Origin of the sequence: Collinsella sp. AM31-2AC, from assembly GCF_003469285.1 — a bacterium.
Lineage (GTDB): Bacteria > Actinomycetota > Coriobacteriia > Coriobacteriales > Coriobacteriaceae > Collinsella > Collinsella aerofaciens_AT.
This window is the reverse complement of the sequence record NZ_QSJB01000009.1, coordinates 18,091-33,178: the sequence shown is the minus strand read 5'-3', so window position 1 is coordinate 33,178 and position 15,088 is coordinate 18,091. Positions and strand designations below refer to the sequence as shown.

Genomic DNA, 15,088 nt, shown 5'->3' with positions numbered 1-15,088 from the left:
CAGGGCGGCGCTTACAGCGTCATGACGTAGTAGCCCGCGTCTTTCACGGCCGTCTCGAGGACACCACGATCAACCGGCTGCTTAGAGCGCACGCGTGCCGTGTGGTCCGCATACGTCACCGTTGCCCACACGCCATCCAGCGCATTGAGGGCATTGGCTACGTTCTGAGCGCAGCCGTCACAGCTCATGCCGCCGATGAGCAGCTCATCGCTATAGGGATAGTGTGACGCATCGGTATCCACCACAGCAACCTTTTTGGCCTTCTTGCCGCTCGTACCATCGCTGCAGCAACTCTTCCCGTGTGTCGAAGCGGCAATGCGACGCAGTCCAAAAAACATGCCGACGGCAATGACGGCCAGCACGATGAGATTCGCAGGGTTGAGCAAGTCACTCATGCGCTCCCCTTTCAAGTAGCACTATCTAGATACCCCCATGGGGTGCCCCCATCTTAACCCAAAATCATGTCTGTTCGGTCAATTAGTTTCCCTCTTCAAACTTTTTTGTTGACCATGGCTTACTTTTGTGTATAAGTTTTCCTAGGCTAACAGTTTAGATCCGTAAGGAGCGCCGTGACTCGAACCATAGACATCCCAACGTTTCAGGCGGCAGTCGTGCGCAACTGCTCTCCCACGCTCGCGGGCATCAAGCCGGCATCGCTCTTTACCTATCCAGGCACCTACGCCCGCGGGGGCGGCTCGACCACAACCGAAACCATTGCAGAACGCCGAGCACGCCTGCTCAACGTTATCGCCCAGTGCAATCGCGAGCTTGACCCGCTCGGCATCCACCTGAGTGTTTTGGTCTGGCGGCCCTGCGGAGCGCTCGTGTACGCGTACCGAGCCAAAAGCCTCACCACCTATTTCGCAGACCCTCGCGTCCAAACGGCGCTCACCTCGGAAGGCTACGACACGAGAGACCTTTCGGCATGCCTTGTGCATTTGGCATCACGCATCACGCTCGCGAGCAATAACGTCGCGGAATGCGCCTGCAGCCAGACTCGATGCGCACTACCCCAGCAAGCTAGCTGCAGCAAAGACTGCACCTGCGAGTTTCCGCACGAAATAGGCTACTTCCTTGGATATCCCTACGACGACGTGCACGAATTTATCGTCCAGCGCGGCGAGAACTACAAGGTCTTTGGAGCTTGGAAGGTCTACGCAAATGTCGAGCAGGCGCTTGCGACGTTTGATGCCTACCGTGCCTGCACCCAATACTTCACTTTTATCTATCAGCAGGGCTGCAGCCTGGCGCAACTTGCCCAGGCAACCCGATAGAACGTACAAGCCGCGGCAAGCGCCGCACGACCGAAAGGACAAAACATGAGCAAGATCGCCGTCGTCTACTGGAGCGGCACGGGCAATACCGAGGCCATGGCAAACCTCGTCGCCGAAAGCGCCACGTCCGCGGGGGCCGAGACTGAGGTCATCCCCTGCGCCGACTTCTCTGCCGACAAGGCCGCCGAATATGATGCCTTCGCCTTCGGCTGCCCCGCCATGGGCTCCGAGGAGCTTGAGTATGACGAGTTTCAGCCTATGTGGGACGAGGTCAAGGAGACCCTCGGCGACAAGAAGGTCGTCCTCTTTGGCTCCTATTCGTGGGCCGAGGGCGAGTGGATGGACAACTGGAAGGCCGACGCCGACGAGGCCGGCGTCAACGTCGTGGACTCCGTCATTTGCTACGATGCGCCCGACGATGAGGGCGAGGCGGCCTGCAAGGCCCTCGGAGCCGAGCTCGCGTAACGAAACCAGGCCTCCAAAAGAGCCTGTATCACAGCGCATCCCCATCCCTACAAAAGAGCGGGGGCTGGATTCAAGTCCAGCCCCCGCTCTTTTGTAACGGCAGTTACATCAACCGGCTACGAGATATTTCCCAAGAACGCCTTGGTGCGCTCGCTCTTGGGGTGGTCGAAGACCTCGCTCGGCGTACCCTCTTCCACAATGACGCCGCCGTCCATAAAGACGACGCGGTCGGCGACATCGCGGGCAAAGCCCATCTCGTGCGTCACGACGATCATGGTCATGCCGTCGCGCGCCAAGTCGCGCATGACGCCCAGGACGTCGCGCACGAGCTCGGGGTCGAGCGCCGAGGTGGCCTCGTCAAAGAGCATGACGTGCGGGTTCATCGACAGGGCGCGAGCGATGGCAACGCGCTGCTGCTGGCCGCCCGAGAGCTGGCTCGGCATAAAGTCGATACGCTCGGCAAGACCGACCTTGGTCAGCTCCTCGACGGCAATCTTCTCGGCCTCTTCCTTGCTGCGCTTGAGTACCTTCTGCTGCGCGAGCATGACGTTCTTTTTGACTGAGAGGTGCGGGAACAAATTGAACTGCTGGAACACCATACCCAGATGCGTACGTACCTTGTTAAGGTCGACACCCTTGGCGCACACGTCCACGCCCTCAACGACAATCGAGCCACTCGTGGGATGCTCCAGACGGTTGATGCAGCGAAGCATCGTCGACTTGCCCGAGCCCGAGGGGCCCAAGACCACAACGACCTCACCCTTGTGCACATCCAGATCGATATCGCGCAGGACCACGTTGTCGCCAAAGGCCTTCTGGAGGTTCTTGATACTGACGACGACCTCGTTCGAGTTATTGGTTTCGCTCATGATAGGACCTCCTTACAGACCGGCGATGTGATCGGCGGGCGTCGCGACGACCTGTCCGGCGCTCTTGGCGGGACGCTTCTTCTTGGTCTCGGCCGTGCCCAGAAGCCTCGCCTCAAGACCGCTCACCAAGCGAGCGAGCGGCAGGGTGATGACCAGATAGAACAGAGCGGCAACCACGTACGGTGTAATGGAGCCCGTCGTGGCCACGATGGTACGGGCGTTCATGACGATCTCGACCACACCCACGGCGGCAAGCAGCGACGTATCCTTGTAAAGCAAGATAAACTCGCTGGTCAGCGTAGGCAAAACATTGCGGAACGTCTGCGGAATCATAACGTAGAGCAGCGTCTGGAAGGCATTCATGCCCAGAGAGCGAGCAGCCTCGTTTTGGCCCTTGGGGATTGATTGAATACCGGCACGGAAGATCTCGCACAGGTACGCAGACGAGTTCATGGCCATGACGATAACGCCCAAGACATAGTCGTCCACCTTGACGCCGGCCAACGGCAGACCGAAGAACGCGATGTAGATCTGCAGGAACGCCGGCGTACCGCGAATGATATTCACGTAGATGCCGGCGAGGCAGCGCAGGATGCGCGACTTGGAGATGCGCATGAGCGACAGGGCAAAACCGAAGGGAATTGCCAGCGGAAACGCCACGAGCACGATCGAGAGCGACATGAGGAAGCCCTTAAAGACGATCGGCAGGCTCTGGACCAAAATGACCGGGTTCAGGAACAGGCGCAGGAACATATTGGAGTTCCAGGCCTCGACCCACGGCTGCTCTTTAAGGTCGGCCAAGAAGTTATCGAAGGCCGTCACGCCCTTGATCTCCACCGACGGAATCTTGGAGATCTTCTTGGTCGACCCGTCGGCGAGCGTATAGGTGCCGCTAAAGGCCTCATCGCCGCCCTCGACGGGGAAGGTCACGCCGTAAACCTCGACACGGAAAAAGCCGCCGGCAGGCGCCGTCTCGCCAAAATCGATCTTGAGCGTCTGGCCGTCAGCCTTGCACGTGGGTTTCATGGGCGTACGATCCATGAGGTCCTCGCCCGAGAGCATCGTCAATCGCGTGTCATCGGTACCAAACGTCGTGCCGTCGACAAACGTCAAAGAAAGACCGCTCAGCTCCTCGTCGGCATCGGCCTGAACTTCCCAGGTAATGCGCGTCTCGGTGCCGCCGACCACAGCGCTGCCCGAACCGGTGTTGGGTCGGGCGGTAATCTTTGCGGTCTCAAGCGCCTGGGCGGTCGTGGGCGCATATGCCCCCGCGCACACCAGCGCGAGCGCCACGGCCATGACGCAGGCTAGCTTTTGGAGCAAGGCGGGCAGTGAAAAACGCTGCTCCGCGGCCCCTTTGTTCAGTCGAGACAAGGTGGCTCCTATCGTAGAAGTTGCCGGCAAAACGAGACGGAAACACTCTCCGTCAAGAGAAGCGCAAAGGCCCTCTCCGCAAAACGGAAAGGGCCCGCGCACAATCAAGTAGCTAGTTTACTTGATGTTGTACTTAGCCATGAGGGCGTCAACGGTACCGTCATCGGTCAGGTCCTTGATGGCCTGGTTGATGTCGTCCTTGAGCTTGGTGTTGCCCTGGTTGATGGCGATGGCGTACTCCTCGCCGGTGCTGATCTGCTTGATGGTCTGGCAGGTGTTGAACTGCTCGGCGGTCAGCTGGCTGGCAACGGAGCGGTTGGTGACTACGGCGTCACCCTTATCGGACTGCAAGGCGCTGAAGCACTCGGTAGCATCCTTGTAGGGGACGATCTTGGCCTTGGGGAAGTTCTCCTGGGCAAAGGCCTCGGCGGTCGAGCCAGACTGGACGATGATGGTAGCGTCGGCGTTGTTGAGCTTCTCGCTGTAGTTGTCAGCCGTGATGTCGGCGTTATCGACCTTGGTCACGATGGCCTGATCGTCCATGTAGTAGGAATCGGAGAAAGTGACTTCCTTCTCACGCTCGGGCGTGTCAGTGATAGCCGCGATGGAGACGTCATACTTGGCACCCGAAGCGACGCCCGGAACCAGCGTGTCAAAGTCATTGTTGACGTACTCGACATCCAAGCCCAGCTTGTCGCCGATAGCCTTGATAAGCTCAAGGTCAAAGCCCTGATAATCGCCGTTGTCGTCCTTGTACTCAAACGGGGCGTACTCGGCAGAGGTGCCGACGGTCAGCGTGCCGTCCTTGACGAGTGCGTACTCCTTGGAGCCGTCGACCTTCTCGACCTTAGCGTCGTCAGAGCTGCTGGAACCGGCATCAGAACCAGAGGTGGCGTTGGACGAGCCGCAGCCCGTCAGAGCAAGGGCGAGCGCCATGGCACCCGTGGCGGCAAATGCGCCAAGCTTCTTGAGCTTCATAATCAGTCTCCTTCCGGTGACCTCGTTTGATTCAGAGGTCTGCAAAAACTGTTGGCTATTATGCACCCGGAATTACGAATCTGCAATGAGAAAACTGATTGAAACAAACCCATAACGTGAATGGAATACTCTACTTTATGACAGTCATTACTGCTGCAATGACCTTAATAGTCTAATTTCAGCTGCATAACCTGCAAGTTCGTTCGGAGTCTCCAAAATAAACGGCAGTGAACGCAAACGGCCATTCGATACAATATTCTGCATAACCTGCATACCGCCACCAAATTCCTCGCTGCCAAGGTATCCCTTGCCGATGCACTCGTGACGATCTTTATGGGCGCCACAAGGGTTCTTCGAATCGTTGATGTGTACAGCATGCAAGCGATCGATACCCACCACGCGATCGAACTCGTCGAGTACGCCGTCCAGATCATGGATGATGTCGTAGCCGGCATCGTTCACATGGCAGGTGTCCAAACAAACGCCCAGCTTATCGGACAGCTCTGGGCACTTGGCGGCAACGCCCTCGATAATGCACGCCAGCTCTTCAAAGCTACGGCCCACCTCGGTGCCCTTGCCTGCCATGGTCTCGAGCAATACCGTCGTCTGCTGCCCCTCAAACATCACCTGGCACAGTGTGTCGACAATCATCTGAATGCCGGCGTCCGCCCCCTGTCCCACATGCGCACCGGGGTGAAAATTGTAGTAGTTGCCGGGCAGCGCTTCCATGCGCCGCAGGTCCTCTGCCATGGCCTCCAGGGCAAACTCGCGCGCCCGCTCTTTGGCCGAGCAGGGGTTATAGGTATACGGGGCATGCGCCACCAGCGGTCCAAAGTCGTTTTGTGCCATAAGCTCGCGCAGAGCCGCCACGTCATCCATGTCAAAGTCTTTTGCCTTGCCACCGCGCGGGTTGCGCGTAAAGAACGCAAAGGTATTGGCGCCAATGGACAACGCCGTCTCCCCCATCGCCCGATAGCCCTTCGTCGTCGAAAGATGACACCCGATCGTCAGCATCTCCAACTCCCCCTCATCAGTTGCGGTGAAATACGGTCTATTGGTGCCTTATTTTGGCGCAAACAGACCGTATTCCACCGCAAGATATAAAAGGGGCATCAGGGGCACGGTCCGCCGAGCCCCCTTGAGCAGCAGCACCGCAGCCTAGAGCGTCAAGCGAATCGCATCGATGATCTGCGCGCAGCGCTGTGTGGCGGCAAGGGGCATGACGGGACTCTCGAGTTTCCCCGCCCGGATGAGCTGAGTCGCATGCGAAGCTTCGCCGTAAAAATCATCGACCTCAAATGGGGCGTCGATTTCGAGCACTCGACCGTCGGAGTACTTCACATGGGCGAGCTCGGGGCGATGGAGGCGCTCGATTTCCAACGAACCCCGTTCGCAGGCAATCGTTAAGCGGCTTTCATATGCTGCTTTGCCGTCGCACACCATATGAATGGGTATACCGCCGACACTCATATGAATCTCATCGGCCCAATCCACGCGGCCGCCCGATACGTCACGCCAGCGAACTTCACGAGACGAAACATCGCACGCACCCGCAAGCAAATCCTCAAACCACCCGACCGCATAGCAGCCCATGTCATATAGACAGCCGCCCTGCAACGGATCGAGCAGATAACTCGAAGGGGACTCACCATAATCGAGTTTTTGCACGCTTTCGATCGAGACGATACAGCCGAGCTCGCCCGACGCAAGCAAGTCCTCCACGCGAGTGCGCATCGGGCAAAACCGATTCTTCATCGCCTCCATAAACAGCACGCCGCACTCGCGAGAGGCGGAGGCAATCGAGAGAGCCTCTTCCTCACTCAAAACGGCCGGCTTTTCGCACAGCACGGCCTTTCCGGCGCGCAGCGCGCGACAGGCCCAACGCGTATGCATACCATGCGGAAGAGCCAAGTAGATTGCGTCGACATCGGGGTCGGCAATCAGCGCATCATAAGCCGCATCGCCGCCATCGTCAGCCGTGACATAACTGTGCGCAGCATCGATCGAAAACGCCCTGCAAAACTCCTCAACATGCGAAGGAGTGCGACCGGCGGCAGCCACAAGCCGTGCCCTGTCGACCTTCTTGAGCGACGATGCAAATCGATGCGAAATGTGCCCAGCGCCCAAAACGCCCCAACGAACCTCACGCAAATCATCACATGAATCCCGATGGCCCACGACAGCTCCCTTCAGTTGCGACGAAATAGTTCCTGCTATCGCCCTATTCTGCCGTAAACAGGAACTATTCCATCACAAGATATAAAAGGGTCATGAGGAGCGAGTTTTGCTGAAGACTTTAAGCGCGGCCGTTACGGGGCCAGGCTGGAAACGTCGGCGCACATCGTCGAGACGCTCGGGAATATCGATGTGCTGCGGGCAGTGACGTGCGCATTTGCCGCACTTGACGCAATTGCTCACGAGCTTGGGCTCGCTCGTGCGCACCGCGCTCGCCGTAAAGTATTGCGACAGCCCCGTAAACCAGCTGTGCGCATAGCTCGCGTTGTAAGCGGCAAAGCAGCCGGGAATGTTAATACCCTTGGGACATGGCATGCAGTAGCCGCATCCCGTGCAGGGCACGCGATTCGATTTTTCAAACTCCGCCAGCACACGTGCGATGGTATCGAGCTGCTCTGTCGTCATCGAATTCGGCAGTGCGCGATCCGCCAATGCCGCGTTCTCGTCCACCTGTGCGGTATCGGTCATGCCCGAAAGCAGCATCGTGACCTGAGGATGGTTCCACACCCACGAAAGTCCCCAGGCGGCAGGAGTGCGCAAATGCGGGTCACGGGCGCCATCGAGCGCGGCGCGGGCCCGCGGAGGCAGCTTGCCCGCCAGGCGTCCACCCAAAAGCGGCTCCATCACAAACACCGCGAGCCCGCGCTCCGCAGCCGCCATGAGTCCCGCCGTTCCCGCTTGGTAGCGCTCTCCAGCGTAGTTGTACTGGATCTGGCAAAAATCCCAGTCATACGCGTCAAGCATCGTGAGGAAGTCCGCGGCGCTGCCGTGGTACGAAAAACCTATCTGGCGAATACGCCCCGCAGCCTTTTGGTGCGCAATCCAGTCCTCGATGCCCAACGCCACCACGCGCTCCCACTGGGCGGGCGAGGTGATGTTGTGCATAAGGTAGTAGTCAATATGGTCGGTCCGCAAACGGTGCCGCTGCTCGTCAAAAAAGCGGTCGAAATCCTCCGCACATTTGCACGAAGCGTGCGGCAACTTAGTCGCCAGCAACACCCGGTCGCGCAGCCCCAAGCGCTCAAGTGAGGCGCCCACGCACACCTCGTTACCGGGATAGAGATACGCGGTATCCAGATAATTAATCCCCTGCTCCACCGCACGGGAAATGATGGCATCGGATGTCTTCGCATCGGGGTGTCCCGGCGCACCGGGAAATCTCATGCAGCCCAGACCCAGAGCGGATATTCGGTTACCACTTTTGGGGTCAACGCGGTATTGCACGGCCCCTCCTTTCGCCATCAGCACCCCGGCAAGACGAAACACAATGGTCACGCGGCCGAAACATCGTGGAATCGCAATCGAGAACGTATCGTAACGCAGCAGAAATCGAGCTGTCACGGCACCGCTTTAACATCAGCAAAAAGCCCGATGAAAGGAGCCGCCCATGCCCGCGCTCGACCTTTGGAACCTCGCCTCCCAGCTCAAAAGCAACGATTATCGCTGGGTCGACCTCACCCACACGCTCTCATGCGACACCCCGCACTGGTTTGGCTTTAAGCCATTTGAGTCCACCAAGCTCTTCGACTACCTGCCCGGCACGCCCGAGGACATGCTCGCGCCCATGCGTTGCTTCCAGTATTCGGTCGCCTCGCAGTACGGCACCCACGTCGACGCGCCGCGCCACTTCCATGTCGAGGGTCGTTCCCTTGGCGAGATTGAACCCATCGAGTTTATGCATCCGCTCTGCGTGATCGACAAGCATGAGGAGTGCGCCGCGAATCCCGACTTTATCCTGACCATCGAGGACCTCAAAGCCTGGGAGGATGAGCACGGTCGCATTCCCGAGGACGCTTTCGTCGCCTTCCGCTCCGACTGGTCCAAGCTCGCCGACCTCGAGAACAAGGACGAGGACGGCCAGCCCCACTACCCCGGCTGGGACCTCGGCGCCATCAAGTGGCTCGTTGAAGAGCGCGACATCGGCGCCATCGGCCACGAGCCGGCTGACACCGACCCGGCGAGCGTGACCACGCGTGAGGACGCCTACCCCTACCCCGGCGAACAGTACATCCTCTCGGTCGACCGCTATCAGATCGAGGTCATGGACCATCTAGACGAGCTTCCCGCCACGGGCGCCGTCATCTTCTGCACCTTCCCCAAGGTGCGTGATGGCGTCGGATATCCCGCACGTGTCTTTGCGGTCTGCCCCGCGTCATAAGTTCCCATGCGTTTGTTCTTCTAAATACGGCCATCCGGTGCACGCGACATGGCCCGGCGGCATACAATCCATCAGGCGCCCCATACGCGGGCGCCTTTTTATGGGGAGATGATTCACATGCAGATCAACAAGGTCGCCTTCATCGGCAAGGGCGGCGTGGGCCTGCTCTACGGCAGCATGATCGCCCAAGCGCTCGGCAACGACGCCGTCGAATACGTTATGGACGACGCGCGCTTTGAGCGCCACGCAGGTGATGCGCTCACCGTCAACGGCAAGCCCTGCGCGCTCAAGTCCGTCCGCGCGAGCGAGGCGACGCCCGTCGACCTGGTCATCCTCACGGTCAAGACAACCGGGCTCGATGTGGTGCTCAAAACCCTGGAAAGCGTCGTGGGACCCGACACGCTGATCGCGTCGCTGTGCAACGGCATCACGAGCGAGCAGAAGATTGCCGAGCGCTTTGGCTGGGAGCACACCGTCCTTGGTATCTGCCAGGGCATGGACGCCGTATTCCTCAACGGGGAGCTCACCTATACCAATGCCGGCGAGATCCGCTTTGGTGCGGCAGCGGGCACCGACCCCGCAACCGTTATCGCCATCGACGAGCTCTACACGCGTTGCGGCATCGCCCATACCGTCGAGCACGACATCGCACATCGCATGTGGGCCAAACTCATGCTCAACGACGGCATCAACCAGACCTGTATGGCCTACGGCGGCACCTACGGAAGCGCTACGGAGCAGGGCTCCGAGCAGCTCCGCAGTTTTGTCTCCGCCATGCGCGAGACGCTTGCAGTCGCCAATGCCGAGGGCATCGAGCTCACCGAGGCAGACCTAACGCAGATGGTGCGTCTCATAAAAGGGCTCGATCCCGCCGGCATGCCCTCGATGGCGCAAGACCGCATCGCTCAACGCAGAACCGAGGTCGAGGAATTTGCGGGTACCATCTGCCGCCTCGCGGCCAAGCACGGTATCCAGGTGCCGCAAAACGAATGGCTCTATTCGCGCATCCGCGAAATCGAGGCCAGCTGGTAACGCCGCCGCACCGCATCCAACAGTCTCAATAGCAAAAACCGCCGCAAAGGGCACTCCCCTTGCGGCGGCTTCCTTCTTCATCTATGGGCAAAACCAGCTTCACAACGGCTAGCGCCGCACCTGCGGCGTCTCGTCCTCGTCATCGCGGCAAAGGGTCACGCCCGCACTTCCCAGCAGCGCTGCTGCGATGAGCGCGCCGACCACAATAGGAGCAGCCCCGCACGAGCCCTGCATGCCTACGACAAGCGCAGCTGTAGGGCCAAGACAGCCAAGTACCAATGCGACGGCGGCGATAGCGATATCTCGAGCGTTCATGAGACCACTTCCTCCACGGGAAAGACTTTGTTTCTCATGACTTAGTGTGCCCCGCGCCCATATGCCCAACGTAGTGCCACGGTAAGGGCTCTGTTAACCCAAATACAAATATAAAACGAGCGCCTTTACGTTGCCCGAAAGCTCGATAAAGACGCCCGCCCATCATGTGCCTATTTTGCTCTGATGGCAGATTACCAACCGGTGTAGTAGTCGGTGGTTCCGGCGGCGCAGCCGGAGTCATAGACCTTGCAATCACCCTTGGAGCCCGTAAAGGTCGAGCCCTGGGCCATATCGCCCGCGGCAACAACGTAATAGCCGTCGGAATCGCGCCAGAAGCCCTCAGAATCCTGCGTCCATTCGCCCGTGCGGTGGTGATACAACACGTTGCTGCTGTAATAGGTCTCACGGCGCCCGTTGTAGTTATTGACACCCGCAGAGCGCGTCAGGCCCGATCCGTTCGCGTAGGACGCGGCAGACGCGTAGGACGGAGTGTAACCGGCGTTGTAGTACGAAGCCTGGGCGGCCTCGGCAGCCTCCGCCTCGGCTGCGGCGGCCTCGAGCGCTTCGCGCTTGGCATTCTCAAGCGCAGTGCGCAGCTCATCGAGCTCGGTCGACTTCGCGTCGACCTCCCCCATCGTCAACAGACTACCCGCACCGTCGATACAACCCTGCAGCACAGCGCGCTCGTCATCGGTAGCATAGTCGCCATACATATTCATAATGATCTGAGCGCGCATCTCAAGGGAATCGCGCTTGGCCTCCATCGAGGCGTTCCACTCCTGCATGGAACCATAACCATCGCCGCGATAATCAACGGGCTGTACCAGCGTCGCCTCGGACGGCGTAGATCCAACCGTATCGGACAGTGTTGCCGCGTGGGCATCAGTTGCGCCGGCGCCTGCCAAAAGTGCCACGGTCAGAGCGGCGGAAAGGGCAGCGGCTTTCGGTTTTCGTGAATCGATCCTCATGTAGCTGGAAACCTCCGTAGTGCGTTTTTGCTGCGTTTGAGCTGCGTGTGATTCGATCGCGCTGCATAGTACCTCGAGCAAATCGCGACCTGCGGTTTTACTCAAAAGGCGCACGTCAATTGCGTAAAACTCACATCCTCTCAACAGGAGTTTTCCACAACTCAAATGCATAAAGCATGCCAAAAACCCTGTAATAGCGCCCTTCCTATGCAAAAAAGGCGCCTGCGCAACCATTGCTTGCGCAGGCGCCTTGAGCAGGCATTTATGCAGTTATACCTATCGAGTCGCAAGGGGTCCTTGCACAAGTCGCCTTACTCGTCCAGCACGGCGAAGGCCTGCTTCAGATCCCAAATGATGTCCTCGGCGTTCTCGGTACCGATGGAAAGACGGATCGTGGAGGGCGTGATGTTCTGCTCGGCGAGCTCCTCGGCAGAGAGCTGGGAGTGCGTGGTGGTAGCCGGGTGCACGACGAGCGACTTGACGTCGGCCACGTTGGCGAGCAGCGAGAACACCTGCAGATGATCGATGAACTTCCAGGCAGCCTCCTGGCCACCCTTAATCTCAAAGGTGAAGATCGAAGCGCCGCCGTTGGGGAAGTACTTCTGATAGAGCTCGTGATCGGGGTGCTCAGGCAGGCTCGGGTGGTTCACCTTGGCAACGTGGCTGTCGCCGGCAAGGAACTCAACGACCTTCTTGGTGTTCTCGACATGACGGTCAACGCGCAGCGACAGGGTCTCGGTGCCCTGGAGCAGGACCCAGGCGTTGAACGGGCTGATGCAGGCACCCTCGTCACGCAGCAGGATGGCGCGGACATAGGTTGCGAAGGCGGCGGGACCGGCAGCCTCGGCAAACGAGACGCCATGGTAGGAGGGGTTGGGCTCAGCGATCTGGGCGTACTTTCCGCTCGCCTTCCAATCGAAGTTACCGCCGTCGACGATCACACCGCCCAGCGAGGTGCCGTGGCCGCCGATGAACTTGGTTGCGGAGTGGACAACGATGTTGGCGCCATGCTCCAGCGGACGGAACAGATACGGGGTGCCGAAAGTGTTGTCGACGACAACCGGCAGACCGTGCTTCTTGGCGATCTCGGAGATGGCGTCGATGTTGGGGATGTCAGAGTTGGGGTTGCCGAGCGTCTCGAGATAGATGACCGTGGTATTGTCCTTGATGGCACCCTCAACCTCTTCCAGGTTGTGGGCATCGACAAACGTGGTCTCGACGCCAAACTGGGAGAGCGTATGCTCGAGCAGGTTGTAGGAACCGCCGTAGATGGTCTTCTGAGCCACCACGTGGTCACCAGCCTGGGCAAGAGCCTGCAGGGTATAGGTGATGGCAGCGGCACCGGAGGCGACGGCAAGACCGGCCACGCCACCCTCGAGCGCGGCGATACGGTCCTCAAAGACGCCCTGGGTGGAGTTGGTCAGACGGCCGTAGATGTTACCGGCGTCGGCAAGACCAAAGCGATCGGCGGCGTGCTGGGAGTTGCGGAACACATAGCTCGTGGTCTGGTAGATAGGCACGGCGCGGGAGTCGGATGCGGGGTCGGCGCTCTCCTGGCCAACATGAAGCTGCAGGGTATCGAAACCAAAGGTGTGCTCGGGGTTGTTGATGAACTGGCTCATGATGATCTCCTTGATCGAACGAAAGTAAATAAAAAAGAGAGAAGTAAGTCGCTGTCTCCTGATCACGCCGACGGGCGCAAACAGGAGCCCGGCATTCGTCTTGGTAAGCAGTTCATATGCGGTCCTCCTTTTGACATCCCGGTTCCGTGGTCGGCTTAATTACCTACCGCCTTTGTGTGTTTTGAATAGTACGAGCATTGTTTCGCTCGGTCAATCACTTAAAAGCGCTAACCTGTTATCGTTTTTTTAGATAGCTATCGAAAGGACGGGCACCGATGACACTCCAGCAGCTTCGTTTTCTTATCGCCGTGGCAGAGTCCGGCTCAATCAACGCCGCAGCTCAGCGCCTCTATACCGCTCAGTCCAACATCTCAAACGCCGTCAAAAGCCTAGAACAAGAGCTCCATCTGGAGATCTTTACGCGCTCCAGCCGCGGCGTCACGCTCACCAACGACGGCACCGAGCTTTTGGGCTATGCGCGCCAGGTCGTAGAGCAGGCCGACATGCTCGAGGCACGCTACGAGGACGGTGGCACCCCGCAAGCCCGCCTCGCCATTTCCGCCCAGCACTACGCCTTTTCGGTCGAGGCCTTTGTCAACGTAGTCGAGCGCTGCCGCGACAGCAAGTTCGAGTTCATCATGCGCGAGACCACCACATCGCAGATCATCGATGACGTCCGTGCGTTTCGCAGCGATATCGGCATTCTGTATCTGGATGACTTTAACGCCCGCGTTCTGCAGAAGGCCTTCGCCGATGCCCGCGCAAGCTTCCATCCCCTCTTCGACGCGACGGTCCACGTCTTCGTTAGCGAGCGCCACCCGCTCGCACGCCGCCCGCAGCTGTCCCTTGCCGACCTCACGCCCTATACGCGCTACAGCTTTGAGCAGGGAACCTCAAACTCCTTCTATTACGCCGAGGAACCTTTTAGCTATATCCCTTGCGACCGCAACATACGAATCTCGGACCGCGGAACACTTACCAACTTACTTATCACGTCGAACGGTTACACCCTGTCGACCGGTGTCCTCTCCAATGAAATGCAATGGGGCATGGCATCGATCCCGCTAGCAGACGCCCCAACGATGCACGTTGGCTACATCATGCACGACGAGCGCAAGCCCTCTCTCCTCTTGCAGCAATACCTCGACGAGCTCAACCGCATCATCCATGCCAACTAACAGTCGGAAGACGGGGTAGAAATCGTAGATTGCTGGCCCCCGGCGGGCATGGCGCTACAATGGTCACTCACACGAAACGTACCCAACGAAAGGAAGCCCGTGAAGGTCATCATCTATACCGACGGCTCGGCCCGATCAAATCCGGGACGCGGCGGCTACGGCGCCGTGCTCAAATACACCAACCCCGCCGGCAAGACCTTTACCTCCGAGCTTTCGCGCGGCTACGCCAAGACCACCAACAACCGCATGGAACTCATGGCCGTTATCGTGGCGCTCGAGGCGCTCAACCGCCCCTGCGAGGTCGAAGTCCATTCTGATTCGCAGTACGTCGTCAACGCCTTTAACAAGCATTGGATCGACGGCTGGAAAAAGCGCGGATGGAAAACCGCCAACAAGCAACCCGTCAAGAACCGCGACCTGTGGGAGCGCCTACTCACCGCCAAAAGCAAGCACAAGGTTGAGTTCATCTGGGTTAAGGGTCACGCCGGTCACGAGCTCAACGAGCGCTGCGATGAGCTCGCCACCACGGCGGCCGACGGTAGTAACCTCGATATCGACGCCGGCTTTAACGAGAGCGATCTGTAACGGCGTTTTCGCACGCTATTTCCTGCCTCCTCGCG

General features: G+C 59.0%; 16 protein-coding genes. 6 read left to right on the top strand and 10 right to left on the bottom strand.

What is annotated here, in order from left to right:
• Positions 1-11 precede the first annotated feature (11 nt).
• Positions 12-395, bottom strand: a complete 384-nt coding sequence (locus DW796_RS05545) for a heavy-metal-associated domain-containing protein (protein ID WP_118094510.1) — start codon at positions 393-395, stop codon at positions 12-14.
• A 174-nt stretch (positions 396-569) separates the two neighbouring features.
• Between DW796_RS05545 and DW796_RS05540 the strand changes: the two genes are divergently transcribed.
• Positions 570-1,274 (top strand): DUF3793 family protein, encoded by a 705-nt coding sequence (locus DW796_RS05540; protein ID WP_118094509.1) that lies wholly within the window; start codon positions 570-572, stop codon positions 1,272-1,274.
• Between the two features lie 45 nt (positions 1,275-1,319).
• Positions 1,320-1,739 (top strand): flavodoxin, encoded by a 420-nt coding sequence (locus DW796_RS05535; RefSeq protein WP_117564429.1) that lies wholly within the window; start codon positions 1,320-1,322, stop codon positions 1,737-1,739.
• A gap of 116 nt (positions 1,740-1,855) precedes the next feature.
• Here DW796_RS05535 and DW796_RS05530 read toward each other — a convergent pair whose 3' ends face one another.
• The 6 genes from DW796_RS05530 to DW796_RS05505 all read right to left on the bottom strand — a co-directional run bounded on the left by DW796_RS05530 (position 1,856) and on the right by DW796_RS05505 (position 8,419).
• Entirely contained in the window at positions 1,856-2,608 is a 753-nt protein-coding gene (locus tag DW796_RS05530; protein ID WP_055251428.1) for an amino acid ABC transporter ATP-binding protein, read from the bottom strand.
• Between the two features lie 12 nt (positions 2,609-2,620).
• Complete coding sequence (locus DW796_RS05525) at positions 2,621-3,982, bottom strand: ABC transporter permease subunit (protein ID WP_231501583.1); 1,362 nt, start codon at positions 3,980-3,982, stop codon at positions 2,621-2,623.
• Positions 3,983-4,099: 117 nt separating this feature from the next.
• Positions 4,100-4,960 carry an ABC transporter substrate-binding protein gene (locus DW796_RS05520; RefSeq protein ID WP_117773776.1) on the bottom strand — a complete coding sequence of 287 codons (861 nt, stop codon included), beginning with the start codon at positions 4,958-4,960 and terminating at the stop codon, positions 4,100-4,102.
• Between the two features lie 147 nt (positions 4,961-5,107).
• The gene (locus tag DW796_RS05515) at positions 5,108-5,974 is read right to left on the bottom strand and encodes a deoxyribonuclease IV (RefSeq protein WP_089573000.1); all 867 of its coding nucleotides are present in this window, start codon (positions 5,972-5,974) and stop codon (positions 5,108-5,110) included.
• 144 nt (positions 5,975-6,118) lie between these two features.
• Positions 6,119-7,138: a Gfo/Idh/MocA family protein gene (locus tag DW796_RS05510; protein WP_233539677.1), complete on the bottom strand. Its 1,020-nt coding sequence runs from the start codon at positions 7,136-7,138 to the stop codon at positions 6,119-6,121.
• A 90-nt stretch (positions 7,139-7,228) separates the two neighbouring features.
• Positions 7,229-8,419, bottom strand: coding sequence for an aldo/keto reductase (locus DW796_RS05505; RefSeq protein ID WP_118094508.1), 1,191 nt, complete (start codon positions 8,417-8,419; stop codon positions 7,229-7,231).
• A gap of 163 nt (positions 8,420-8,582) precedes the next feature.
• Between DW796_RS05505 and DW796_RS05500 the strand changes: the two genes are divergently transcribed.
• Together DW796_RS05500 and DW796_RS05495 are read left to right on the top strand one after the other, a co-directional pair.
• On the top strand, positions 8,583-9,353 hold the full coding sequence (locus DW796_RS05500) for a cyclase family protein (RefSeq protein WP_117646577.1): 771 nt from the start codon (positions 8,583-8,585) through the stop codon (positions 9,351-9,353).
• Positions 9,354-9,470: 117 nt separating this feature from the next.
• Complete coding sequence (locus tag DW796_RS05495) at positions 9,471-10,385, top strand: ketopantoate reductase family protein (RefSeq protein WP_233539676.1); 915 nt, start codon at positions 9,471-9,473, stop codon at positions 10,383-10,385.
• Positions 10,386-10,493: 108 nt separating this feature from the next.
• On the opposite strand, the gene DW796_RS05490 is transcribed toward DW796_RS05495, so the two are convergent.
• The 3 genes from DW796_RS05490 to DW796_RS05480 form a co-directional block, all read right to left on the bottom strand.
• Entirely contained in the window at positions 10,494-10,700 is a 207-nt protein-coding gene (locus DW796_RS05490) for a hypothetical protein (RefSeq protein ID WP_118094506.1), read from the bottom strand.
• Positions 10,701-10,891: 191 nt separating this feature from the next.
• Positions 10,892-11,668 carry a hypothetical protein gene (locus DW796_RS05485; RefSeq protein ID WP_117735792.1) on the bottom strand — a complete coding sequence of 259 codons (777 nt, stop codon included), beginning with the start codon at positions 11,666-11,668 and terminating at the stop codon, positions 10,892-10,894.
• 311 nt (positions 11,669-11,979) lie between these two features.
• Positions 11,980-13,290, bottom strand: a complete 1,311-nt coding sequence (locus tag DW796_RS05480; protein ID WP_118094505.1) for an O-acetylhomoserine aminocarboxypropyltransferase/cysteine synthase family protein — start codon at positions 13,288-13,290, stop codon at positions 11,980-11,982.
• A gap of 275 nt (positions 13,291-13,565) precedes the next feature.
• On the opposite strand from DW796_RS05480, the gene DW796_RS05475 reads away from it, so the two are divergent.
• Entirely contained in the window at positions 13,566-14,468 is a 903-nt protein-coding gene (locus tag DW796_RS05475) for a LysR family transcriptional regulator (RefSeq protein ID WP_055251412.1), read from the top strand.
• 48 nt (positions 14,469-14,516) lie between these two features.
• Positions 14,517-15,053 carry a ribonuclease HI gene (gene rnhA / locus DW796_RS05470; protein ID WP_117862295.1) on the top strand — a complete coding sequence of 179 codons (537 nt, stop codon included), beginning with the start codon at positions 14,517-14,519 and terminating at the stop codon, positions 15,051-15,053.
• Positions 15,054-15,088: the final 35 nt, after the last annotated feature.